Consider the following 24616-nt stretch of genomic DNA (forward strand, 5'->3'; position numbering starts at 1 on the left):
TATCTAAACAAGCCCTCATTGCTCAATGCCACACCACCCCGGAAGATGCCGCGCCTCGCCCGATTTCGCCAGCTTCATGGCTGTTGCCAAGGCCTCATCAAAGGCACGATTGACATAATCAAGGCCGATACGGCGCCGGAGAAAATCAGCCCAGACAAATTCCGAAAATGGAACTGCGACTTTGGCAAATCCTCCGGCCATCCGTAGATAACCGGCGAGAGATCTAAAAGGGTCGTCTTTGAGATCCTCGACCTTTTTCGGAATGTCGTCAGTGTGCCGTCGCAGGCCAGCGACATCAAATGGATAGATCAGATTTTTATGGTCCATCACCGACCAGAATTCGTCTTTGTCCAGATGCGCGAGATTGCTGACAACGCTGGTCAGGACATGTTCAACGCCTTCCTCGTGCAGGGCACGGACAAGATGATGATGATCAACAAGTAACAATCTGCCTTTGGGGCCCGCAACGACAGGAACAATATAATGGCCAAGAAAACCATCGCCCCGTGTCGGGGCTGTTTCCCGCCACTCTTTTCTTTTCAGTTCTACCTCACGAAAGCCAACCGTGATCTGGGTCGGTCGCAATTTTGTAATCTCCGTACGGGTGAGGCGGGGTTCATAAATATGCGTCATGTCTGCTCCCTTGTTTTTTCCAAAGCAGTAACAGCATCGTCGACACTATAATTTGCACGGCGTAATAAATCCTCACCGCCACCAAGTGCCAACACGTCACGCACGGCGTCATGCATTCGGGCATAACGAATGGTGATATTGCGCTTGCGCAGGTTGGCATCGAACTCCAGCAAGGCATCAAGTGCTGTCGTATCAAGCTCAAATGTTTCTTCCAGACTGACAATGGCAGTGTTTGTGTCCGGATTTGCAAGAATTAAACGTGTGATGTCGGCAAAGATCGGCTCTGCGTTGCCAAAAAACAGTGGCTGCGCCGGGCGCAAAACCATAATGCCCGCCGGAGCCTCGGCATCCGGGTGCCGTTTCAGGTCTACAAAATTATGGCTACTGCCTAACCGACCCAGCACCATGATAAGGGGTGATGACAGTCGACGCAGGAATACAGCAAAGGACAGCACGATCGCCGCCACCATGCCATCCAAAACACCAAAAAACAGCACGCCCGCCGTTGCACCAAGAGCAAGGATAAGGTCGTGTTTCAAGCGCCACAACCTGATCAGCGGAGAGGGATCAAGTGCATGGAGCAGGGCGACGATGATGATTGCGGAAAGTGCCGCTTGCGGAATGTAAGCAAACCATGTGGACGCCACCAGACAGAAGATTGCCAGCCCGACGGCGGCAACCGCGGAGGCAAACCGCGTCTGCGGGTTGGCGGCCTCACTGGCTGCCCCTGCGGAAAACCCCGCACCTACCGGCATTCCCTGCAAAGCGGCACTGGCAAGGTTTGCGATGCCAAGCGCTTTTAGCTCATTGTTCGCATCGACATTCTCACCATGCCTGAGCGACAATCCTCGTATTGTACCCCAGGATTCGGCAAACAGGATTAGTACCAAAGGTGGAGCAAAGCGCGCCACGTGGGAAAGTTCATCAAACGAGATCGCCGTGAAGCTGCCCCAGATCCCTGACAGATCGATTGATCCAACGATAGCAACGCCTTTGTCCTGCAGATTGAGCAGTATCGAAACGGGAATAACGAGTGCCAGTACCACAAGGCTTGCCGGCAATTGTGGAATCCGCCGCATGGCCAATAGAAAGGCCAGAGCTGCAGCCGCAACCGAAAGGCTATATGTATTCCACTGATCTGGATTGGTCATGATGCGCCAGATCGTCTCAAAAGTGCCGGCCCCTGTCGTCGACACTCCTGAAATCAACGGGAACTGTTTCAAGGTAATCAGTATGGCGAGGCCAAAAGTGAAACCGCGCAGCACCGGCCTAGAAATCACACTGGAGAGTGCACCGAGTTTCAGCAGGCCTGCTGCCAGAAACAACAGCCCGACAAAAAACACCACCACGGCAACCAGCAGCATTTTTTGTCCAGGCTCAGGGACCAGCGCGACCAGCATAGCAGCCAATATCGCTGCGGACGAAGAAGTCGGTGAGATAATCGCAAAGCGACTACGCCCGAGGACCGCATAAACCAGACAGCCTGCAACCGCAGCGTAGAGAGCGTGTTGAGGAGGGACCCCGGCGATGCCGGAATAGGCAATAGCCTCGGGAAGCATGAGGCCAGCGACAGAGAGCCCAGCGAGAATATCGCGCCCTTTGTTAGTCACGTCGCACCTTGATCATCAGCGAAGTCCTTACGCTAAGACAGACCATTCCCATGTAATATAGAGAGGAGACTAACTTGAATTCCCAATGAAAATCCAGACCGCAAAACAGGCTGCATTCCAGCAGCTAAAGCAGGTCGCCACGCAGGTTCAGGCGCATGATCAAATACTTTGAAAAATCAAAACATGCTTTTATAGTTTTCAATTGTGGGGAGCTGACGAGCACAGGCGCACTTAAACTGCCGATGATTACAGACGTCAGGAGACCCACGGTGAAATGCGTTAACCCAAACAGATAAAAACTGTCTAAGGTAACGGTTCAGAAAGCGCCCCGAGGCGAAGGTATCGGCGTTCAAACGCCATCAGGATATCTACAGTGACCACGCGCTTCACCCAATTCAAATTGGTAGGCCCCGCGCTCATACTTATCGCCATTCTTATCATGGGGCTGGCGACCATTCCTTATTATGGAATGGAGCGCCTGGATGCAGATGTCCGGGAGCGTCAGGAAACCCTGGTAAAGAGAAACATCTCCATCTGGATCGAAGACGTTGAGTTCGCCCTGACGGCGTGGACGATCTGGGACGAATCCATCGCCAAAATCGATAACGCATTTGATTTCGAGTGGACGGACCGCAACATTGGTCGCTCACTGATTGGCACGTCGAGAACACGTTTTGCCTCCATCCTGGATGCCGATGGCAAGATGATCTATTCAAGAACGGCAGAGGAGGTGCAGGAACGACCTTTCTTTGCACGCGGTGCGGAGGCAATAGGCAAGGACGCACAAAGCCTTGTTGAAAACATTCGCGCTCGGGAAAACTCTGTCACGACAGATGGAATTCCGGCCCCGATTGCGCTCAGCAAGATTGAAGTCATCGGAACCGACGCGGTTCTGCTCACTGCCAGCCTTTTCCAACCTGATTTCAAGACGGCAATTCCGCGCGGCAAGACCGCCCCAATTCTGGTATCGGCAACGCCGATTGCTGGCAGCTTGCAGGAATTTGTCGGTACACGTTTTCTGCTTGATGATGCGGTTATCGGCCCAATGGATCTGGTCCCGTCAGGGCATGCGCGGGTTGAGATTGCTGTTGGCCTCAACGGGCAATCCGAAGTGCTTTCCTGGCATCCTCCAACGCCCGCGCGTGATCTGATGCGCCAGTCTCTGCCGCTTATATCGGCCGTCATCATCGTGTTGGTCGTCGGTGGCGTCTTTGTTGCAAGGCTCTCACAACGCGCCGCAGTGTCATTGGTAACTGCAGAACAAAATATGCGGCACGCCGCAACCCATGATTTCCTGACCGGCCTTCCAAACCGCGCGATGCTGGAAAGCGAATTCAAGAGACTTGCCGGACCGGGCGATCTGGTGGTGGCGTGCGTTGATCTCGACGGCTTCAAGGGCGTCAATGATCGTCATGGCCATGCTGCCGGTGACGAACTGTTGAAACAGGTAGCTGAGCGCCTGCAGGCAAATGGCCGTGAAAACGACGTTGCCTTCCGCTTGGGCGGCGATGAGTTTGTCATATTCATGCCTGCCTCGTCCCTTGAGGGTGCCGAATGGCGTTGCCGCAAATTATCTTCGCATTTGTCCGAGCCCTACATCATTCAGGGTGCTGAAGTGGTTGTTGATGCATCTTTTGGCCTCAGCGACATTCACATCAACGTGGCCAATACGTGTGATCAGGCCCTTAAGCAGGCAGACACCGCCCTTTACGCTGCTAAAGCCAGAGGTCGTGGAACGGTCGTCACCTTCTCATCGCTGACGCAGAGTGAGACACCCCGCAGCTTGCTTGCCGCTTACGCCTAAAGTGTCATGCCGTGGAGATCGCCTGATCAAAAGTCGCCTTGCGGCCATGACTTCACCCAGGTGACTTTGCAAACAGTTGCATTGGCTGCGCCGTTACGATAGCCCGAATGCAAGTGCAGATCGTTTGGGACACCCATGCCGAAGATTGACGCGACATTAGCGCTGGTGGAGCGCGTTCAGGCCGTTGCTGGCACTCTGACAGCCACCGAACAGAAATTGATCTCCGAACTTTTGAAAGCCCCGCGCGAGGTGGCTATCGGCACATCGAGCGAATTTGCCGCCCGGCTCGGTGTGCATGAGGCAACAACATCCCGTCTGGCTCGCAAACTTGGGTTTGCCTCCTACGCCGAGTTTCGCGACGAATTGCGCCGCGAATTCCTCAAGGTTGCCGATCCCGCTGAACGCATTTCCGCAACACTGACCGACGCGCGCGCGCAAGGTTTTCTGCCGCTCCTTGTTGCAAGCGAAATTGCAGCCTTGACCGGAATTGCTGATCATCTGGGCGACAGCCATGTTCTCGAAGCGGCCGAAAAACTTGATCGCCGCCGCGTCTTCATCTATGGGCAGGGCAATGCCGAAGTATTGTCCGTGCTGATGGAGCGCCGTCTGCGGCGACTTGGCATCGACAGTCACCCGCTGGCAGGCAGCCGGCGTGATCTTGCAGAGCAGATGCTGACACTCTCTCAGGATGACACTCTGCTGATCTTTGCCTTCCGCCGCCAACCACCAGATTACTTGCAACTGATGCAAGTTGCTGCCGACACCAGTGCTTCGACAGTTGTCATTTCCGGCACCATCGGCCCGTCACTAACCCCAAGCCCGGATGTGCTGCTTTCTGCCCCGCGTGCGGGCATGCCCAACAGCTTCCAAACGCTAACGGTGCCAATGGCAGTCTGTAACGCTATCATATTGGCATTGGCGGAACGGCGAGGGCCAGACGCACTCGCAGCTCTCGACCGCCTCGGCAGCCTGATTGCGCAGTTTGAAGGATAGATTTGCAAGATAACTTGCACGTCATAAAATTGTAGCAAGAAAACATTACAAACGGCGCAGACCCATTAAAGGAGTTTTCCATGCGCCGCTTCATTGTCACTGCCGTTTCATGCCTCATGGCTACCGCTACCTTCGCCGAAGACCTCGACGCCAAGACTGCCACCGACCTGCTGGCGCAGGCCAAGCAGGAAGGAAAGGTCACAGTCTACGCCTTCACCAGCCGCATTGGTCGAGTTGAAAAAGCCTTCGAGGCTGCCTATCCCGGAATCGACATGGTGACGTTCGACATGTCGTCGACCGAACAGATCGCCCGGATCAAGAGTGAAGCGCAGGCAGGTCTGCCGGGCGCCGATGTCATCTACATCTCCGATGCCCCTGTCGTTTTGACAGAATTGTTGGCCAACAATCTGGTGGTTTCCTATGTGCCGCCACGCGTCGCAGGCACTGTTGCCGATCAAAACAAATCACCACTGCTGGCGCAGCGCCTTTCGACCAAAGTGCTGATGTATAACGAAGAAGCCCATCCGGATGGTTCTCCCGTCAAAAACCTCTGGGATTTGACAAAACCGGAATGGAAAGGTCGCGTCATTATGGTCGATCCGTTGCAACGCGGTGACTACCTCGACCTGATGACCGAAATCGTCCTGAAGTCGGACGAGATGGCAAAATCCTACGAAGCCGCATTCGGTAAAGCAATTGCGCTCACCGATGGTAACGAAAATGCAGGTGAGCAGTTCATCAGCGATCTCTTTGCCAATGATCTCGTTCTTGTCGGCTCCACCGATGACGTCAACAAGGCCATCGGCGCGAAGGGGCAGGAAAAGCCACCAATCGGTTTCACCAGCTATTCTGACCGTCGCGACAATGAAGATGAAGGTTGGGCGTTGCAAGTCGCCAACGACGTCACACCGTCTAACGGCATTGTTTTTCCTGCATTTCTGGCGTTGAACCCCAAGCCGGCCAACCCGGCTGCAGCCCGCCTTGCTGTCGACTTCCTTATGGGTGACGACAGCGAAACCGGCGGCGAGGGTTTCAAGCCCTTCTATGTAGCTGGTGATTGGGCGACACGTTCCGATATCACGCCACACAAGGATGCCATCCCACTCGCAGATTTCAAGGGATGGCAAATCGCACCCGCAGAAACCGCCAAAATCCGCGCCGATGTGGCGGACTTCATTCTCGCATTGCAGTGAGAACTGTCAGGTGACGACAGACATTACACCTCACGAGACAAAAGCCCTCTCCCAGTCAACGGGGAGAGGGTTGTTTGGCAGGAGCTGCTGCGGTCTTTCAACGTTTGGTGATGCAGGCTGGCTCTTTGAACAAGGACTATCGGGCACACAGCAATGCCCTTGGAGTACCACATGAAATCCCTGAGCGGACCGATTGGTTCAGCACTCAATAAACGTGGCCTGACGCTTGTCATGGCACTTGTACTTGTCGGTCTGGTGGCAGCCCCACTGGTGACCATTCTGGCGCAAACCATTTACCCCTCGGCGTCCGCATGGGGCGATGTCCTGGCAAGCCGACTGTCGCAGAACCTGTTCTGGCGCCCGACATTCAACACCATGGTCATTGGCCTCGGTGTGGCTGGTGGCTGTGTTCTGCTGGGTGGCTTTCTCGCCTGGCTGGTTGTGATGACTGACATTCCCGGCCGGCCGGTCATAGCATTCATGGCGACACTGCCCTTCATGATCCCTAGTTTCGCAACAGCGCTCGCCTGGGGCACCGTATTTCGCAACGGTCGTGTTGGCGGTGGCGGCGGCTTGCTGGAAGGGTGGGGGGTCTCTGTCCCTGACTGGTTGTCATGGGGTATCACACCAACGATCATCGTATTGATCGCCCATTACTATGCACTGGCTTTTACCGTCATTGCAGCAGCGCTTGCCGCCGTTAACGGTGATCTTGTTGAAGCCGCACAAATGACCGGTGCATCACGCAAACGTATCCTGTTCGGTATTGTCCTGCCGGTCGTTACACCCGCCATTATTGCTGGCGGCTCTCTTGCCTTTGCCGGAGCAGTGTCCAATTTCGCAGCACCGGCACTGCTCGGATTGCCCGTTCGTATGCAAACACTATCGACGCGGCTGTTCGGCATGATCGAAATCGGCCAGACGGAGCGCGGTTACGTGCTCGCCATATTGCTGATCGGCATTTCTGCGATCTTCCTTGGACTTGGCAACCGCATGCTGTCGGGAAGGCGCAACTTCGTGACGATTGGCGGCAAGGGTGCGGTGCCCCGCCGCACAACACTCGGCAGTGCACGCATACCGCTGACGCTCATTGCTTGGATCATCTGTGTCCTCACCACCATTTTACCGGTCCTGCTTCTGGTGGCAGCAAGCCTTGCGCCGTCATCGCTCGCACTGTTTTCAGACTGGACGATGCATTATTGGATTGGCGAGGCCAATCCGGCATTTGCCCGTGGCCAGCCGGGTATCTTTCATAATCCGCAGCTTATCTCGGCAATGACCACAACGCTGATCCTGGGAGCATCTGTAGCACTTGCTGCCAACATTATTGGAACACTGATCGCCGTCGCCCTGACGCAACAGAAAGTGCGGGTTCTCAGCAATGTTGTTTCCCAACTCAGCTTCCTGCCGATGCTGCTTCCCGGTATTGCTTTTGCGGCTGCCTACATAGCACTCTACGGCGCGCCGATTGGTCCCTTGCCGGCACTTTACGGCACAAAACTACTGCTGGGCTTGGCCCTGACCGCCGCCATGTTGCCTTTTGCCGTGCAGACAGGGCGGGCAACCGTGGCGCAGATTTCCGGCGATATTGACGAGGCCGCCCGTATGACCGGTGCAGGTTTCTTCCGTCGACTGGGTGCAATCACCCTGCCGCTAGCGGCACGTGGTCTTGTCGCTGGCCTTTTGATCACCTTCGTCAACGTCATTGGCGATCTGGCAATCACCATTCTGCTTTACACACCGACATCACCACTGTTGGCCGTCCTGTCCTACTCCTATGCGTCGGATGGCTTCCACCAGTTCGCCAATGCCGTGACGCTGGTCATCCTCATCATATCCATGCTGGCCACCGGCGCTGCAACCCTGCTGCGCGGCCGCCGCCGCCAATCTTTCAGCTGAGGCAAAATTTTGATTTCGCTCGACAATATCTCAAAATCCTTTGGCACATCCAATGCCGTGTCCAAGGTCAGTTTCTCTGTTCCCGACGGTGCATTTCTTGTGCTTCTCGGCCCATCAGGGTGCGGCAAAAGCACAATATTGAGGATGCTTGCCGGTCTCGATCAACCAACATCAGGCAAGATGTTGTTCGGTGATACGCTTGTCGCAGACGGCGACACTGGCAACTCGTTACCGCCGGCAGAGCGCAATGCCGGTCTGGTGTTCCAATCCTACGCCCTCTGGCCGCATATGACCGTTGCCGGCAACATCGAATGGCCGCTGAAGATTGCCAAACTGGCCGGCGAACAACGGCGCACCCGTGTGCTGGAAGCCATGGAAATGCTCGGAATTGAAAAACTCGCCAACCGGTATCCCGGCGAAATTTCCGGCGGGCAGCAACAGCGCGTCGCCCTTGCACGCATGATCGCTCCCCGGCCAAAAATCATGTTATTCGACGAGCCGCTCTCCAACCTCGACGCAACATTGCGGGTGGAGATGCGCTTCGAACTTCTCAAAGTTCATGCGGCAACAGGCGCCACGGCCGTCTATGTCACGCATGATCAGGTGGAAGCAATGACAATGGCGACCCATGTGGCTGTGATGAACCACGGTCGTATCGAGCAGTTCGATGCGCCAGAGCGGCTGCTTGCAGAACCGGCCTCTGCCTTCGTTGCCGGTTTCGTCGGCACGCCACCTGCCAACCTCATTCCCATCGACGATGGCAAGTGGTTCGGCACCCTGCCGGACCCTTTGCTGCGCACCTACAGTGGCCACGCCATGGTGCGGGCAGAACAGATAGAGCTTGCTGACGAGCTGGGTCCGCGAACATTTGAAGCGGTGTTGGCAGAGGTTGTGCCGATGGCTGGACGATTTCTGATTACCGGCATCATCAACGGTAACCGTATCACCGCAATCTCCAACCGACTATCGCGGCAATCCGGCAAATTATACTTCCGCCTTCCAACCGCTCCCGCGGCAATTTTCGATACACAAGGAACACGCATTTCATGAAACGCATACTTCTGGTCCGGCACGGCGAAAGTGAATGGAACGCCGTTCGTCGCCTGCAAGGGCAGGCCGATATCGAGCTTTCCGCGCGCGGTGAACAGCAGGCGCGTGCCTTGGCTCCCATGGTTGCCAGCTTCAACCCCGACATGGTGCTTACCTCCGACCTGAAACGCGCTGCAGATACCGCCTCCCTGCTCGGCCATGCCGACGCAATCAGGGAGCCATTGCTGCGGGAACAGAATGTCGGTGCATGGACGGGTGTCGAAATTGCCCAACTTATGTCGGAAACGCCAGACGCCTATGCCGGTTGGCGCGCAGGCACCTTCGCACCTGAGAATGGTGAGATCTGGGCTCAATTTCGCACCCGCATTGGCCATGCGATTGAGCAGGCCCTAAACACAGATGCCGATACGGTTTTGATGGTTTGCCATGGAGGCGTGATCCGCGCTGCACTCGACAGCGCTTTGGATCTTGCCCCCAAGAGTATTATCCCGGTTGGACCAGCAAGTCTGACAATTCTTGCTTTTCCAAAAGGCGAGGCAAGGCTGGAGGTTTTCAACGCCACAACCTTTGCCCCCATCCTTGACGCACCGGACTGAGATCAATCTCCGTCGACGGAGACCTGCTCACCGGTCTCAGGATGAAAACGCACTTCGATACGGCGACCGTCCTTGTTACGGCCTTCGACTTCGTAGCAGCCGTCATCGATGTCGACTTCACGCACCTCAATACCAAGAGCGGTGGCACGTTCGCGAACCTGTGCCTCACTCATCCACTTGTCGATCTGGACATTGCCGCAGTGGCGATCGTGCCGATCATCGGCGTAGGCGGTAGAGACCAATGCAGTGGTGGCAAGTGCTGCAGCGATAACGAGAGTCTTCATGGTCGATCATCCTTTCAGGGGTGGCGGGCAACCTCTGCCCGTTTGATGCCACAACACTATGCGGCGTGCCCTGAGCGATAACTGACAGGCTTTGTCAGCGAATTGTCAGTTTGAGAATGCTAATGTCGGCAGCATGTTGAACCGTATTTTCCATGTCTTGCCCGTAGCATGCGTGCTGGTGCTGACCCTGGCACCAATCAATGCCACGGCAAAGGATCTTGATCGTTTGCGCGATGCGGTAAAACGCGGCGATGTGCTACCACTCTCCGTATTGCAGGAGAAGCTGCGCATCTCCTATCCGGGCGACATCATAAAGGTGGAACTCGACGAAGATGATGGCCGGTTCATTTACGAGTTTAAAGTGTTGCAGGCCAATGGCCGGCTTTACGAGATTGAGATGGACGCTAAGGATGGCACTATTCTCGATGTTGATGACGACGATTGAGGCCAATGCGGATTCTGCTTGTTGAAGATGATCTGCGGATCGCCCGCGACGTATCCCTGCACCTTTCACGGGCGGGCTATCTCGTCGAGCACGAAAGCGATGGCGAAAGTGGCTGGTATCGAGGCGACAGCGAGGAGTTTGCCGCCGTCGTGCTTGATCTTGGTTTACCCAGCCTCGACGGCCTTTCCATCCTGAAACGCTGGCGAAGGGATGAGCGCGCGTTACCTGTTCTCATTTTGACCGCACGTGGCAATTGGGAAGAGCGGGTCGAGGGAATTGACGCCGGTGCCGACGACTATCTCGTCAAACCCTTTCATATGGCAGAACTGTTGGCCCGCCTGCGGGCCATCATGCGTCGATCCCAACATACGGCAAGCCCAATCCTGACGGCGGGTCGGATAAGGGTCGATCCACGTAGCCGCACTGTTTCGCTAGATACCGAACCTGTCGATGTCACACCCCTCGAATATCGCTGCCTTCACTACCTGATGGCCAATGCGGAGCGACACGTCTCGCAACTGGAGTTGACCGAACAGTTATACGCGCAGGATTTTGAGCGTGACAGCAATTCGGTGGAAGTTCTGATCGGCCGACTGCGCAAGAAGTTTGGCAAGCAGGTCATCACCACCCGCCGTGGTTATGGCTACAGGATTGACAAGGCATGAAGCGACCGCTTTCCATCCGTGCTCGATTTCTAATGGTATCGCTGATTGTCGTGCCCCTGGCACTGGCATTGGCAGCCTTGTTCATGACGTCGATATTCTCAAGCAATCTGGAAGGACGGCTGGAAGACGAACTGAAAGGGCATATCAACACCATTGCCGGCTCGATACGCGTGAGCGCCGACGGTGGAATAGAACATCCACTTGGCTTGATGGATCGACGTTTCTCGCAGGCATATAGCGGGCTTTACTGGCAGATCGGCGACGCTGCACAGCCTGCGCTTTACCGCTCGGAATCCCTTTGGGACACCAGCCTTCCACGACCGGCGGATCTGCCAGACGACGGCGCCGTACATAGTTACGTTGCCAACGGGCCGGAAAACACCAGACTGATTGTGTTGGAACGTCAGATCATGGTCAGTGCGCCAAGCGGCCTGAAGCCGGTTCAGATTTCCGTGGCCGCAGACACGAAGGCACTGGATGACGCAAGCCATGGATTTACGCTTGAAATCCTCCCTTACCTTGCCGGACTTGCGGTTTTCCTGATTGGCGCTTCGCTGGTGCAGGTAGTCTACGGTCTGAAGCCACTGGCCGACCTGACCGAAGGACTGGACCGCATCAGGGAACGCCATAGTGGGCGTCTCATTGGTGCTTTGCCAGCTGAATTTGCACCGGTGGAACAAGCAGTTAATCGCCTGTTGGAAACACAGGCGCAGTCACTCAGCAAGGCGCGTGCCCGTGCCGGTGATCTTGCACATGGCCTCAAGACGCCGCTCACCGTACTTTCCAATGACGCTTTGACCTTACATGAGCGCGGCCATCAGGACCTCGCCGAGGAAATTGAACAGTTGGTGCAATTGATGCGCGGCCATGTCGAACATGAACTCGCGCGCAGCCGCATCGTAACCAATGCCGACATGCGCCAGACCGATGCCAATGTCGAAACAATCATCGGGCAAATCGTCAAAACCTTGCAGCGAACACCAAAAGGCGACGCACTTGAATGGCAAGTCGACATTAACGCGCCGCCGGATGTGCCCGTTGACGCACAAGACCTGCGTGAACTAATTGGGAATTTGACGGAAAACGCCGTTAAATGGGCAGCCGGTCAGGTTTCCATTACCTGGAAAGACGGCCGCTTAATCGTTGCTGATGATGGCCCGGGGGTTGACCCGGAAAAAATCCGCAGCATGACCGAGCGCGGTGTACGACTGGACAGCCAGACACCAGGGAGCGGTTTTGGCCTATCGATTGCACAGGAAATCTGTGAGGTTTATGGCCTGGTTCTGTCCATCGAAAACCGGCAGGGCAGCGGCCTGATGACGTCAGTGCTCTTTAAAGACACCGCAACAAACAACACCGGCAATTAAACGCAAACGCAGTCACACCCGCCAATATGGTTCAGAAAGGGCGCCTGTTTCACCCAGAAGGTCATCCGGGACGTCTGCCTGCTTCCAATTTTCTCGGATATTGGAAGACCTAAAGCCCAAAGGCGGACATCGTGCCTAGAAAAATGATCCGCCTACGGTCGGCATTGTCCACGCCGACCTGATCAAGATTTTTGCTGGGCTGGCCGCGTCTAAAAAACCGGCGCCTCGCAAAAAAAATCGCAATGTCAGTCTTCAAGACCTGTAGCGACGACCGAAATCTTGAAGGCTCCTTCAAGTGTCGGGTCAAAAGAAGCGCCCATAACCACGTCCGTTTCTTCGCTCACGGCTTCACGAACCAGTGTCATGGCTTCATCGATCTCATAAAGCGTCAGGTCTCTACCGCCGGATATTGAAACAAGCGCGCCGCGTGCATGCTTCAGTGACGGCAAGCCCAATAGTGGGTTGGAGATTGCTTCAGCCGCTGCGAGCGATGCACGGTTTTCCCCACGCGCTTCGGCGGTTCCGATTAGCGCACGGCCGCCGCCCTTCATGACGTAGACCACGTCTGCAAAGTCGAGATTGACCAAGCCGTCGCGGAGAATGAGATCCGTTATGGACTTCACGCCCAAGGCGAGAACCTTGTCGGCGATTTTCAACGCACTGTCGAATGTCGTGCCGGGATTGGCGATTCTCAGTAGGTTCTGGTTCGGAATAACGATCACAATATCTGCTGCAGCAAGCAGTCCATCAACACCCTGTTGTGCCGCCTTGAGGCGTTTGGTGCCTTCAAAGCTGAATGGCAGCGTCACGACGCCGACTGTCAGGATGCCTTTTTCTTTGCATGCCTGAGCAATCACCGGCGCTCCACCTGTACCGGTTCCACCGCCCATGCCAGCAGTGATAAAACACATATCGTAGCCGGCAAGATGATCCATGATTTCGTCCATGGTATCGATCGTCGCCTGCCGTCCGATTGCAGGATCAGCGCCAGCACCAAGCCCACCGGTCAGTTCAGGACCAAGTTGAATAAAACGTTTGGCAGCGGTGTTTTTAAGCGCCTGCGCATCCGTGTTTGCTGCCATAAAATCAACACCATAGTCAGCCTCCGCAATCATGTTGTTGATTGCGTTGCCGCCGCCGCCGCCAACACCGATGACGGCAATTTTGGGAGCGGTAGGGGAGGTGTTCATATGCTGCATTTTATTCCTCGTTAACTAACTTTTGCGGACATCACCTATCAGATTTGCATCTGATGCACTATGTCATTTGAACTGCATTTGTTTGCGGAGACATTGTCCTACGCCTCTCGTCCCAAGCACGATCGTATATTTACTATGAGGCGCAGAGTGACCGTGAGGCTGAACCCCTTGCAATAGACGGGGAATTTCCAGTTTCTCAGCCACAGGCCTTTTACTATTCCGGTTTACGGAAAGCATGAATATGGGGCCTTGAAACCCTGACCATTTGATCAAATCGCATCAGATTTACGCCGACATCATATGTTCAATGTCGCTTCGTATCGCTGATCGGCCGCCCGAATTTCTCTCTGCAGCGTTTGATTCGCTTGCGAACTTATTTGTCGAGCAGGGTGGAAAACATGTTTATCGATTCATATATCAGCAGCGTATTTACCGGCATGTTGCGTATTTCTCATTTTTTGTAGCAGGTTAAATTGGTCGGCGAAAATTCCAACGACATGAAATTTTGATTATTGCGTCGTCAATTTTTTTTGCTATTAGTGAATACGAACGTTCGTTCTTTTTAGCCAAATCCCTGACGTATGAGGGCACCAACGTGCCGTCCCAAGAGCAGGTGACATCTGAAAACGAGAATTTTGATGACGGAACTTAAAAGTGAAGTTCGATCCCGGCGAAAAGGGGCAATAACCCGCCAAATCATTCTCTTTGAAGCAGAACGATCATTCGCAAAAATGGGTTATCAGCAAACTTCGATCACCAGTATTGCTGAAACATTGAAAATGTCGGCAGCCAATATTCACAAGCATTTTCGCTCCAAGCTCGATCTTGCATACGCCGTTGTCGAACAGAGATTGCGCCCGGTGCAGGTTATCGCTGGTGTTACGCCAAAAGAAAGGCTGCGCGCTTTACCCCTGAACATTCTTGGCGATCTCTCGCATATGTCGCAGGACGAACCAGAACTGTTCTATATTTTGACAAATATTCTCTCGACCGAAAATGTATCTGACATCATGAGGAGCCGCATTCTCGACGCATGCCCGCAGGTGATAGAAGATATGGAACTGTCCGACGCTGAGAGATTTTCGGAAGCATTGGCAGATATCTTCTTGGCCGTGTGCCACCCGGCCATTGTGGCGACGACGGAATATCGCGTGCTTGTTTCCAGGGTCGACAATATTCTCAACCTCATGAAACAGGTCATGGACATAGGCGCTTCCGCCCCCTTGGCAAAAGCGTGCTGAAATAAATGCAACGGGTTGCCGATGTTATTTATCTTCGGTAACCCGGCTTATTCCTATCTGAATGACATAAAGACATAGCCCTTGGCCAATCTTTACCGACAGTGCCTACTCGTCGGGAAATGTCTCATAGATCTTTCTGATATCACTGAGCAGCGCCTCGCGGTCTTCGTCTGACCATTTGTGAAAACCGAACAATTCCATGCAGGAAAATCCGGAAAGCGCCATGTAGGCTACAAGAGCAGCGCGTGGCTTAGGTCCAGCTTTAATCGCGTTAAGATCATTTTGCTGCCATTGTCGCATAAGTTCTTGCAGACGGTCATCGCTTGAAAGCGAGGCGCTGACGGCCATGCAGACAGCACGTTCCGCCTCCTCCCAGCCTGTTGCAGCAGCTTTTATCCGACCAAAAAGTTCTGGATGTTGTGTCTCAGAGCAAGACGCCACAGACTCTTTGACAAAATCGCCATCTCTTTGAAGTTGCCGATCCACCAAGGCCTCGAGAAGGCCGCTCTTTGTTTTATGATCGTAGACGACCTGAGATTTGCTGATACCAGCTTCTTTTGCGACAGCATCGATCGAAAGCCCGGACGAGCCCGATTTTAGAACCACCCGTTCTGCTGCATCTAGGACATCATTGGGGCAAATGCGTCTGTTTCTACTCATTGATTTTTATTTGTTTCCCTGTCACCCTCATCCTGTCTCTTATCAAAAATTTGTGACCGGGTCATCTGTCTCATAAGTCAGACTGTGTGTTTGTGGCGTTAAACGCATGAAATCTTTTTGGTTGCAGGAAACACAACCCTACAGCTTGGCAGGATGTGCTCGATTTGGTGCAGACGCAGATCGGACAGCGCCGCTTTTTTCACCTGTTTGAGATGTCGAAGAATGGATTCGTTTCCGTGGAAACAAATCAACAGCAACCGAATCGGTCTGCTGCCGGTCTCTGATCGCCCGAGCATTCTCGCAAACATGTTTCATTTCTGACTTGGTATTTCGTGACGCATGACTTCGCTCAATCGAATGCCATGGCTGTGCGAATGAGGCGACGATCGGCGGCGCACTGATTCTATTTTGATTTTTCAGCGCTAAGTGACGGATGCTGTTAGTCAGTGAAATATTTTTCCATTTCATCCACAATTTTTTCGAATCCCTAGAGACAGCAAAATGAAAGTAATATACAACTCAAGCTGGTTACTGCGTGGAGCTTTTCCAATCCACTGGCAACGCCCCCTCGAAAAGCGCATTGGCCTTTAGTCAAGGCTCCCCGATACTCCATCGGGGAGCAACATTAAGTGACTATTCAAATATTTCCTCACCTAATATTCTGCTTTTTCAATTGCATATGCGATTAAGTGACGATTCATGCCAAGTCGTAACTTTTGTTTCTCTTTCGCCACACACCTCCATGAAGCGGGTGAGACAAAGGCCATTCCCAGAGGAACCCAATTGCAACTATAGGTCTTTTCAGTATTTTCAGACTCAGGAAGAGGGGCAACTCACTTCTCAAATTTGCGGGTTTGGGTTCGGGAATATTTTTTCACAAATCGGGTCAAAACTCACCTTTTTCTTTGACTGGAGGTCAATATGAACATCAAGAGCCTTCTCATCGGCTCCGCTGCAGCACTCGCAGCAGTTTCTGGCGCACAGGCCGCTGACGCTATCGTCGCTGCTGAGCCAGAGCCCCTGGAATATGTTCGCGTTTGCGACGCTTTCGGCGCTGGCTACTTCTACATCCCAGGCACTGAAACCTGCCTGCGCATCGGTGGTGAAGTTCGTTTCACCGTTGGTTTCGGTGAAGACGTTGGTGCAAACAGCACCAGCGACTGGTACTCTGCTACTCGTGGCCGTATCTTCTTCGACACGAAGACCGACTCTGAGCTCGGCACCATCGGCACATACATCCGCCTGCAGGGCAACTACAGCTCCGAAGGTTCTGCTCCTTCTTCCAGCGCATCGCTTGAGCAGGGTTACATCACCATCGGTGGTTTGAAGGCTGGTAAGGCTCTCACATGGTGGGACGACATCGGCATCAACGGCGAGCTGGACGACTGGGATAACCAGACCAACTTCAACACCATCAGCTACCTGTACGACGCTGGCTCGTTCCGCATCGGTCTCGGCATCGACGATATCTCCAACGTCCACAACTATGCTGCAGCCGCTGGTAACGAATTCGGTATCCAGGCTTACGGCCAGGTTGACTTCGGTGCAGCAAACCTTGCTGTACGCGGCGCATATGACGCTGAAAACGAAGAAGGCACTGTATACGTAACTCTCGTTGCTCCAGTTGGCCCAGGCGAACTGAACATCGGCGCTGCTTGGTCTTCCGGTGCTAACGCTTACGTTAGCGGCATCAGCGATGATCCATACCTCAAGGGCGACCAGGGTGCATACGAGTGGACTGTTTCCGGTTCGTACGCTCTGAAGGCTACTGAAAAGCTGACAGTCACTCCATCTGCTGCTTACTGGAGCACACAGGGCGGCGAAGACATCTGGGGCGTTGGCCTTCTGGCTGAATACCAGCTGGCAAAGGGTCTGAAGGTTGGCGCAACGGTTGACTACACCGACGCTGACTTTGAAGGCGACAACACTTCCGGTTGGGTTCGTCTGACCCGTTCGTTCTAATCTGACCTCAAGTCGATTGGTGAAAGCCCGGCAGCAATGCCGGGCTTTTATGTTTTTTGTGATTCAGAAGCGGGAACAGACACTTGATGGTTGGACATCAGTTCCGGACTGATAACCTGATGCCGTGCATACGAAGTTCAGCAATTCCGTCGCGGTTATCCAACCAAACACACTGTCTTGGCGGCATAAATCTCAGAGGCCGGGCGTTTTCAGGACCAAGGGGCAGGCTGGTCGGCGATCACCGAATTGAAATCACTGATCGAGGCGTAACGTGCCGCCCTGACCTTGCCGAACTTACTGCTATCGACCACGAGGTGCTTTTGGACAGAGCGCTGCATGACCATCTGCTTGATCGGCACCTCGTGGAAATGCGAGCAGGTCACCCCGTGTTGCTCGTCGAGACCACCAGCAGACAAAAACGCCTTGTTGATATTGATGCGCCGCAGCACGTCGATGCCTTCGTCGCCTGAGAACGAAGCCGCTTCCGCGTGGTAAACCCCGCCGAGCATAATCAGGCGTACATCATTGCGCCGTGCCAGTTCCTCGGCAACGTTGAGCGAGTAACAGATAACCGTTAGATGCGCATTGGCTGGAATCTGCCGCGCCAGATGTGGGGTTGTCGTACCGCAATCGATAAACACCGTATCGTAGGGTTCAATCAGCGCCGCTGCTGCGGTACAAGCTCGCGCTTTGGCGACAGCGTGGCTGTCCTTTTCCTGATCGAGCACATAATCGCTGCCGACCGCACCGTCTTGGAAAGGAAGGATATAACCACCAAGGCAACTGAGCTGATCGCTATCGGTGGCAATGTCACGGCGGATGGTTATTTCGGACACGCCAAGCCGGGACGCTGCGTCCCGAAGCCGTAACACACCCGTTTCCTGAACAAGAAGAGCCAGCGCATCCAGCCTGGCATTGCGTGCACTTACTCTGCTCACCGTATCTCCGTTGTGGTTTGTCCCAACTGCGCTTCATATTGTGATGTTACTTTCTTAGCAATTGCCCTTCCCTGAGCTTGACAAGAGAACACCAAACATGAAACGATCGAAACATAATGATCGGATTGTAACATTATAATTCGCATTATCGGGAGAGGAAAACAACAGGTTTCTGGGTCAAACATCGATCCTTCGGTAATTGGGGCATGGGAAGCCTCTCCGGGAGAGTGAGGAGGCGTCAGGCGCGCGACAAGCGATTGCCGACGTTAGAGATCGAACATTATCGGGTGATACTGCCGTAAAAGGCGTGACCCATTGTGGTTTCATAGGGAGGAGTTGTCAGTGAAAAAAATCTTCGCAACCATCGCGCTTGCTGCGTCGCTTTCTGCGTCGGCTGTTTTCGCGCAGAGCGCCGTAGATACGTCGAAGGTCAACAAGGAGTTGATCACTTCGGCAAGCGGCAAGAAATACACCATCGCAACCGTCGTCAAAGTGGACGGTATCGCCTGGTTCGACCGCATGCGCGAAGGAGTCGAGCAGTTCAAGGGCGATACTGAAAATGACGTCTGGATGGTTGGTCCTAGCCAGGCCGACGCCGCTGCACAGGTTCAAATCATCGAAAACCTGATCGCACAGGGCGTTGACGCTATCGCTGTCGTGCCATTCTCGGTGGAAGCCGTTGAGCCGGTGCTGAAAAAAGCGCGTGATCGTGGCATTGTCGTCATCAGCCACGAAGCATCCAACATCAAGAATGTCGATTTCGATATCGAGGCTTTTGACAACAAGGCTTACGGCGCCAACCTGATGAAGGAACTCGGCAAGTCGATGGGCGGCAAGGGCAAATATGTTGCCACCGTCGGCGGTCTGACGTCAAAGTCGCAGATGGAATGGGTTGATGGTGCCATCGAGTACCAGAAGGCCAACTTCCCTGAGATGTCGCTGGTGACTGAGCGTCTGGAAACCTACGACGACGCCAACACCGACTACAACAAACTCAAGGAAGCAATGACCACCTATCCGGATATCACCGGTATTCTCGGCGCGCCAATGCCAACCTCCGCAGGTGCTGGCCGTCTGATCGCCGAAGGTGGTCTGTCGGGCAAGGTGTTCTTTGCAGGTACGGGTCTGGTTTCCGTTGCTGGCGAATATCTCAAGAACGACAACATTCAGTACATCCAGTTCTGGGATCCGGCCGTTGCTGGTTATGCCATGAACATGCTGGCTGTCGCGGTTCTTGAAAAGAAGAACGACCAGATCAAGGCCGGTCTCAATCTCGGTCTGCCAGGTTACGAAAGCCTGCTGGTTCCTGATGCCGCCAATCCACACCTGCTTTATGGCGCAGGCTGGGTCGGCGTGACCAAGGACAACATGGATCAGTACGACTTCTGATCTTAATCACGGAGGGAGGGGTAACCCTCTCTCCTTATACATCCGCGTTCCCTTAGCCTTTTACGAGGCCCTTATGACTGAAAATCTGATCGAACTGCGCCATATCGGCAAGCGGTTTGGCGGCGTGAAAGCGCTTGACGACGTGTCGCTAAGCATCCGCCCGGGCGAAATACACTGCCTTGCCGGCGAAAACGGCTCCGGTAAATCCACCGTCATCAAGATCATGTCGGGGGTTTACACACCCGAAGACGGCGAAATCCTGATCGATGGAAAGCCGGTCGGCAAACTTGATCCGGTCAAGTCCGTTCATCACGGTATCCAGGTGATCTACCAGGATTTCTCGCTGTTCGGAAACCTGACGGTCGCCGAGAACCTGTCGATCAACACCTTCCTGATGGAGGGACGTAAAACGGTTGACTGGCGGCGTGTGCGCGAAATGGCACAACAAGCTCTCGACCGCCTTGGCGTGACGATTGATCTTGATGCTGACGTGGAAAGCCTGCCGACATCTGGCAAACAGATCGTGGCAATTGCCCGAGCGCTTATGGCCGATGCCCGTTTGATCATCATGGACGAACCAACCACAGCGCTGACACGCCATGAAGTCGATGCCTTGTTCAAGATCGTCCGCGATATCCAGGCGCAGGGCATCGCCGTGCTGTTCGTCAGCCACAAGATGCGCGAAATGCTTGAAATCAGCGAACGTCTGACCGTTTTCCGTAACGGCAAGAAGGTGGCTGAAGGCCCAATCACCGAGTTCGACGAGCCAGCCATTACCCGTGCGATGACCGGGCAGGACATTGCCGCTCACAGTTACCATTGGGTACCGTTCGAGGGCGCTGATGCACCGGCACTTGAAGTGCGAAATCTGACCGTACCGGGATCGGTCGAAAATGCCGATCTGACACTGCGGCGCGGTGAAATCGTCGGCATTTCCGGCCTGATCGGCTCAGGTCGTACAGAACTTGCGCTGGCGCTGTTTGGCATGCGCCCTGACTTTACCGGGTCCATGCGTGTGGCAGGCCGAGAAGTTCATCCAAAGACAGTGCAGGACGGCATTGCCTGTGGCATCGCCTATGTGCCGGAAGACCGCCTGACCGAAGGCCTGTTCCTCACACAGTCGATCGAGCGCAACATCATTGTGACGTCGATCGAGAAATTTGTTCGCGGGTTTTTCATCAACCGCAAGAAGGCCGACGACACGACCCGTGAAATGTTCTCGGCAATGCAAATCGTCGCACCGGGACCGCATACGCCGGTCAACCATCTGTCCGGCGGTAACGCACAACGTGTGGTTCTCGCCCGTTGGCTGCTGACAGGTGCCAAGGTTCTGATCCTCAACGGGCCGACAGTGGGCGTTGATGTCGGCTCAAAGGCGCAGATCCATAACATCATCCGTAGGCTCGCCGAAAAGGAAGGTCTGGCCGTGCTGATGATTTCCGACGACGTGCCGGAACTGGTTCAGAACTGCAACCGCGTGCTGGTTATGCACCGGGGTCGTTTCGTCGGCGAATTGTCGGGAGACACCATGACCGAGGATGCCGTGAATGACCGGCTCAAGACGTTGAATTGAGGGGCCGAAGAACATGAAATTCGTCAAAAGCACAGAATTCATTATCGCCTGCGTCCTGCTTGCAGCGATGATCATCATCGGCCTTATCAACCCGGCTTTCTGGTCGCTCGATAACATCTTCGGCCTGTTACGGTCCAATGTCGTCATCGGCATCATGGCGCTTGGCGTATTGCTGGTGATGATTTCCGGCGGCATCGACGTCTCGTTTACCGCCTTTGCCATTGCCGCAATGTATTTGACCGTGCGTGCCATGGTTTACCTCGGTTACGACGGCGTTCTCATTCCCTTTATCGCTGCGACATTGATCGGTCTGGCGCTCGGTGCATTCAACGGTTTCATCATTCACCGCTTCAAGATGATCCCGCTGATCGTAACATTGGGCACCGGTTCGATTGTGCGTGGTCTGGTTCTCGGTCTCGTTGGCACCAGCATTGTGAATATCAACAAGATGCCGAAGGAACTGATCGGCTTTGGCAAGACCGACGTGATCTCGCTGACGTCTGCCACAGGTTCGACCTTTGGTCTGACAGCGATGTTCCTGGTCTATCTAGGCTTGGCTTTGGTCATTCACCTCATCCTAAACTACACGATGATGGGGCGCAGTGTGTATGCCTATGGCGGTTCGCCTGAGGCGGCAAAGCGTGTCGGTTTCAACACCGGTGCAACCATCTTCTTTGTCTACTGCGTTGCCGGCGCTCTGGCGGGTTTTTCCGGCCTGCTGCACTCCTCGATGATCTGGCTTGCAAACCCGCGTGACTTTGTTGGTCTCGAACTGGATGTGATTGCGGCCGTGGTTCTTGGTGGCGCATCGATCTTCGGTGGGCGCGGCACTGTGCTCGGTACCTTGATGGGCGTCTTCATGCTGGTGATGGTCAAGAACTCACTGATCATCATGAAGGTGGACACCACCTGGCAGAAGGTCGTCGTCGGCCTGATCATCATCGTCGCCACCGCCATCACCGCATGGCGTGATCGTAAAAGCATAGCGTGAGGGGAGAGCGCATCATGAAAAATTCGTTCGACATGCGCCGGCTTCTCGGCAACGACAACAACATCCTGCAGCTGCTTGTCATCACGGTCATCGTTTTTGCGCTGATGACCTGGATGAATCCCAGCAAGTTCCTGAACTACTACAACTTTGAATCCATCAGCTACATCATGCCGGAACTGGGGATCCTCTCCATCGCCATGATGATTGCCATGCTGACGGGCGGCATTGACCTGTCCGTGGTTGGCATTGCCAATCTCGCAGGCATCATTGCCGGTGTCTATTTCCACTCCACCATGGTTCAGGCGGGGCAATCTTCCACCTCGGGCATGATATTCTACACCGGCCTTGGCATTCTGATTGCCATGGCGGTTGGTCTGGTGGCCGGTCTGGTCAATGGCCTGCTGGTTGCCAAACTGCGTATCACCCCGATCCTGGCCACACTGGGCACTGGTCAGGTGTTGATGGGACTGGCATTGGTCATGACTGGCGGCCCGGCCATTGTCGGTTTTCCCGACGCATGGAACTGGATCGGCAATGGCAAGATCCTTGGTATCGCCACGCCCTTCATCCTGTTCATTGTGGTCTGCCTGATTGTCGCTGTGCTGCTGACGCGCTCGACGCTTGGTATCAATCTCATGCTGATCGGCACCAATCCGCGTGCGGCCGTATTTGCCGGCATCCGCAAAGACCGGATGATGCTCTATTCCTACATGCTAACAGGTGTGCTGGCATCGTTGGCGGGTATCATTCTGTCTGGGCGCACCAATGCTGCCAAATCTGATTACGGTGCATCCTATCTCCTACAGGCCGTGTTGATCGCCGTTCTTGGCGGCACCAATCCGGCTGGCGGCAAAGGCCGTGTTCTCGGCATCGCCATTGCGCTCGTTGCCCTCATGTTGCTCTCCTCAGGCTTCCAGATGATGCGGTTCTCCAACCACCTCATCGATTTCATCTGGGGCGGTTTCCTTATTCTCGTCATCGCCATCAATGCATGGCGCAACCCCGGCAGGTGATCCAATGCAGGAGACAGAATTTAATCTTCGCAGACAGGACTTCACCGAGGTTCCGCATCTTCTGGCCTCAGCCGATGGGCTCAAGGTCACGACGTTCCGGTACGCCACCGGCATCGAGGCGTTGCAGATCGAGAACCGTCGCGGCCGCATCGTCATCCTGCCCTTCATGGGACAGATGATCTGGAGTGTCGAATTTGATGGCGTCGATCTGACAATGGGTAGCCGTTTTGCCATGCCGCGGCCAGCAGGCACGATCGTTGAGACCTATGGTTGCTTTGCATTTCACAGCGGCATGTTGCGCAACGGCTGCCCATCACCAGAGGACAATCACGCTCTGCACGGCGAAATGCCCTGCGCGTCCATGGACAAGGCCGGTTTCGTCATCGGTCACGATGAACGCGGCGCGTTTATCCGTGTCGCCGGCGAAATAGAATATGTCATGGGCTTCGGGGCCAATTATCTGGCGCGGCCAAGTGTAACACTGCATGCAGAGGATACGCTGTTCGATATATTCATGGATATCGAAAACCTGTCATCGGCACCCATGGATCTGATGTATATGTGCCATGTGAACTTTGCGTACGCCAAGGGCGCTCGCATCGTTCAGCCGGTGGCTTATACGCCGGAACAGGTGAGGGTGCGCACAGCCGTGCCCGGCCATGTCAAACCCAACCCCGATTACCTGTCACTTCTGGACACGTTGGCAAAAAAACCATCCGCCATGGAAGTGCTGGATGAACCACAGCGCTATGATCCCGAACAGGTGTTCTACATCAATGGCCTGCCGCAAGATGGTGATGGAAAGACGCATCTGATGATGCAGCGAAACGAGGGCGATGGCTTCGGCATCTCCTATCCACTGGCCGCCTTCCCCAAAACAGTGCGCTGGATATTGGTGAACGGAGATTCGCAAGTCGCCGCTTTTGCCTTGCCCTCGACCTGCGAACCCGAGGGTTATCTGGCGGAAAAAGCCAAAAACAACGTGCAGATCCTTTCGCCGGGCGAACGCAAGATCTTTCCGGTGCGGCTCGGTTATCTCGACCGTGCCGCCGCCGAGCAGTTCGGCGCCAGGATCGGCACTCTTTGAAACAGCATATTCAGGGAAGTTCAT

The 24616-nt window shown here is 54.5% G+C and carries 22 protein-coding genes; 16 read left to right on the forward strand and 6 right to left on the reverse strand.

All coding sequences use genetic code 11. The features are described from left to right. Positions 1-15 precede the first annotated feature (15 nt). The gene (locus tag HGO37_RS14215) at positions 16-633 is read right to left on the reverse strand and encodes a ParB-like protein (RefSeq protein WP_250983867.1); all 618 of its coding nucleotides are present in this window, start codon (positions 631-633) and stop codon (positions 16-18) included. After that, on the reverse strand, positions 630-2243 hold the full coding sequence (locus HGO37_RS14220; protein WP_250983868.1) for a SulP family inorganic anion transporter: 1614 nt from the start codon (positions 2241-2243) through the stop codon (positions 630-632). Before HGO37_RS14220 ends, HGO37_RS14215 begins: the two co-directional genes overlap by 4 nt. Before the next feature lie 373 nt (positions 2244-2616). Between HGO37_RS14220 and HGO37_RS14225 the strand changes: the two genes are divergently transcribed. The 6 genes from HGO37_RS14225 to HGO37_RS14250 all read left to right on the forward strand — a co-directional run bounded on the left by HGO37_RS14225 (position 2617) and on the right by HGO37_RS14250 (position 9778). Continuing rightward, positions 2617-4047 carry a sensor domain-containing diguanylate cyclase gene (locus tag HGO37_RS14225; protein ID WP_250983869.1) on the forward strand — a complete coding sequence of 477 codons (1431 nt, stop codon included), beginning with the start codon at positions 2617-2619 and terminating at the stop codon, positions 4045-4047. Positions 4048-4182: 135 nt separating this feature from the next. Further along, the gene (locus HGO37_RS14230; RefSeq protein ID WP_250983870.1) at positions 4183-5040 is read left to right on the forward strand and encodes a MurR/RpiR family transcriptional regulator; all 858 of its coding nucleotides are present in this window, start codon (positions 4183-4185) and stop codon (positions 5038-5040) included. Between the two features lie 116 nt (positions 5041-5156). Further along, complete coding sequence (locus HGO37_RS14235; protein ID WP_502941423.1) at positions 5157-6233, forward strand: ABC transporter substrate-binding protein; 1077 nt, start codon at positions 5157-5159, stop codon at positions 6231-6233. A 171-nt stretch (positions 6234-6404) separates the two neighbouring features. Continuing rightward, positions 6405-8132 (forward strand): ABC transporter permease, encoded by a 1728-nt coding sequence (locus tag HGO37_RS14240; protein WP_250983872.1) that lies wholly within the window; start codon positions 6405-6407, stop codon positions 8130-8132. 9 nt (positions 8133-8141) lie between these two features. Beyond that, entirely contained in the window at positions 8142-9182 is a 1041-nt protein-coding gene (locus HGO37_RS14245) for an ABC transporter ATP-binding protein (protein WP_250983873.1), read from the forward strand. Then, on the forward strand, positions 9179-9778 hold the full coding sequence (locus HGO37_RS14250) for a histidine phosphatase family protein (RefSeq protein WP_250983874.1): 600 nt from the start codon (positions 9179-9181) through the stop codon (positions 9776-9778). Before HGO37_RS14245 ends, HGO37_RS14250 begins: the two co-directional genes overlap by 4 nt. Positions 9779-9780: 2 nt before the next feature. Here the strand turns inward: HGO37_RS14250 and HGO37_RS14255 are convergent, their stop codons facing one another. Beyond that, entirely contained in the window at positions 9781-10062 is a 282-nt protein-coding gene (locus tag HGO37_RS14255; RefSeq protein ID WP_250983875.1) for a PepSY domain-containing protein, read from the reverse strand. A 133-nt stretch (positions 10063-10195) separates the two neighbouring features. Between HGO37_RS14255 and HGO37_RS14260 the strand changes: the two genes are divergently transcribed. From HGO37_RS14260 to HGO37_RS14270, 3 genes are read left to right on the forward strand one after another with little or no spacing between them, the layout of a single operon-like run. Further along, complete coding sequence (locus HGO37_RS14260) at positions 10196-10507, forward strand: PepSY domain-containing protein (protein WP_250983876.1); 312 nt, start codon at positions 10196-10198, stop codon at positions 10505-10507. Positions 10508-10512: 5 nt separating this feature from the next. Further along, positions 10513-11172 carry a response regulator transcription factor gene (locus tag HGO37_RS14265; protein ID WP_250983877.1) on the forward strand — a complete coding sequence of 220 codons (660 nt, stop codon included), beginning with the start codon at positions 10513-10515 and terminating at the stop codon, positions 11170-11172. Beyond that, positions 11169-12539: a sensor histidine kinase gene (locus HGO37_RS14270; protein WP_250983878.1), complete on the forward strand. Its 1371-nt coding sequence runs from the start codon at positions 11169-11171 to the stop codon at positions 12537-12539. Before HGO37_RS14265 ends, HGO37_RS14270 begins: the two co-directional genes overlap by 4 nt. 245 nt (positions 12540-12784) lie before the next feature. Here HGO37_RS14270 and ftsZ read toward each other — a convergent pair whose 3' ends face one another. Beyond that, entirely contained in the window at positions 12785-13738 is a 954-nt protein-coding gene (gene ftsZ / locus HGO37_RS14275; protein ID WP_192490707.1) for a cell division protein FtsZ, read from the reverse strand. A 638-nt stretch (positions 13739-14376) separates the two neighbouring features. On the opposite strand from ftsZ, the gene HGO37_RS14280 reads away from it, so the two are divergent. Continuing rightward, positions 14377-14979: a TetR/AcrR family transcriptional regulator gene (locus tag HGO37_RS14280; protein WP_192490708.1), complete on the forward strand. Its 603-nt coding sequence runs from the start codon at positions 14377-14379 to the stop codon at positions 14977-14979. Between the two features lie 105 nt (positions 14980-15084). Here HGO37_RS14280 and HGO37_RS14285 read toward each other — a convergent pair whose 3' ends face one another. Then, entirely contained in the window at positions 15085-15639 is a 555-nt protein-coding gene (locus HGO37_RS14285) for a TetR/AcrR family transcriptional regulator (protein ID WP_250983879.1), read from the reverse strand. Positions 15640-16560: 921 nt separating this feature from the next. On the opposite strand from HGO37_RS14285, the gene HGO37_RS14290 reads away from it, so the two are divergent. Next, positions 16561-17601, forward strand: a complete 1041-nt coding sequence (locus HGO37_RS14290) for a porin (protein ID WP_250983880.1) — start codon at positions 16561-16563, stop codon at positions 17599-17601. A gap of 209 nt (positions 17602-17810) precedes the next feature. On the opposite strand, the gene HGO37_RS14295 is transcribed toward HGO37_RS14290, so the two are convergent. Further along, the gene (locus HGO37_RS14295; RefSeq protein ID WP_250983881.1) at positions 17811-18539 is read right to left on the reverse strand and encodes a DeoR/GlpR family DNA-binding transcription regulator; all 729 of its coding nucleotides are present in this window, start codon (positions 18537-18539) and stop codon (positions 17811-17813) included. A 342-nt stretch (positions 18540-18881) separates the two neighbouring features. On the opposite strand from HGO37_RS14295, the gene HGO37_RS14300 reads away from it, so the two are divergent. The 5 genes from HGO37_RS14300 (at position 18882) to HGO37_RS14320 (ending at position 24592) form a co-directional block, all read left to right on the forward strand. After that, positions 18882-19928 (forward strand): autoinducer 2 ABC transporter substrate-binding protein, encoded by a 1047-nt coding sequence (locus HGO37_RS14300; RefSeq protein WP_192490712.1) that lies wholly within the window; start codon positions 18882-18884, stop codon positions 19926-19928. 73 nt (positions 19929-20001) lie between these two features. Beyond that, positions 20002-21501, forward strand: coding sequence for a sugar ABC transporter ATP-binding protein (locus HGO37_RS14305; RefSeq protein ID WP_250983882.1), 1500 nt, complete (start codon positions 20002-20004; stop codon positions 21499-21501). Positions 21502-21514: 13 nt separating this feature from the next. After that, complete coding sequence (locus tag HGO37_RS14310) at positions 21515-22492, forward strand: ABC transporter permease (protein WP_192490714.1); 978 nt, start codon at positions 21515-21517, stop codon at positions 22490-22492. Between the two features lie 14 nt (positions 22493-22506). Then, positions 22507-23505, forward strand: coding sequence for an ABC transporter permease (locus tag HGO37_RS14315; protein ID WP_250983883.1), 999 nt, complete (start codon positions 22507-22509; stop codon positions 23503-23505). Positions 23506-23509: 4 nt separating this feature from the next. After that, positions 23510-24592 (forward strand): aldose 1-epimerase family protein, encoded by a 1083-nt coding sequence (locus HGO37_RS14320; protein ID WP_250983884.1) that lies wholly within the window; start codon positions 23510-23512, stop codon positions 24590-24592. The last annotated feature ends 24 nt before the right edge of the window (positions 24593-24616 follow it).

The sequence above is a fragment of the Rhizobium sp. CG4 genome (genome assembly GCF_023701965.1).
Lineage (GTDB): Bacteria > Pseudomonadota > Alphaproteobacteria > Rhizobiales > Rhizobiaceae > Agrobacterium.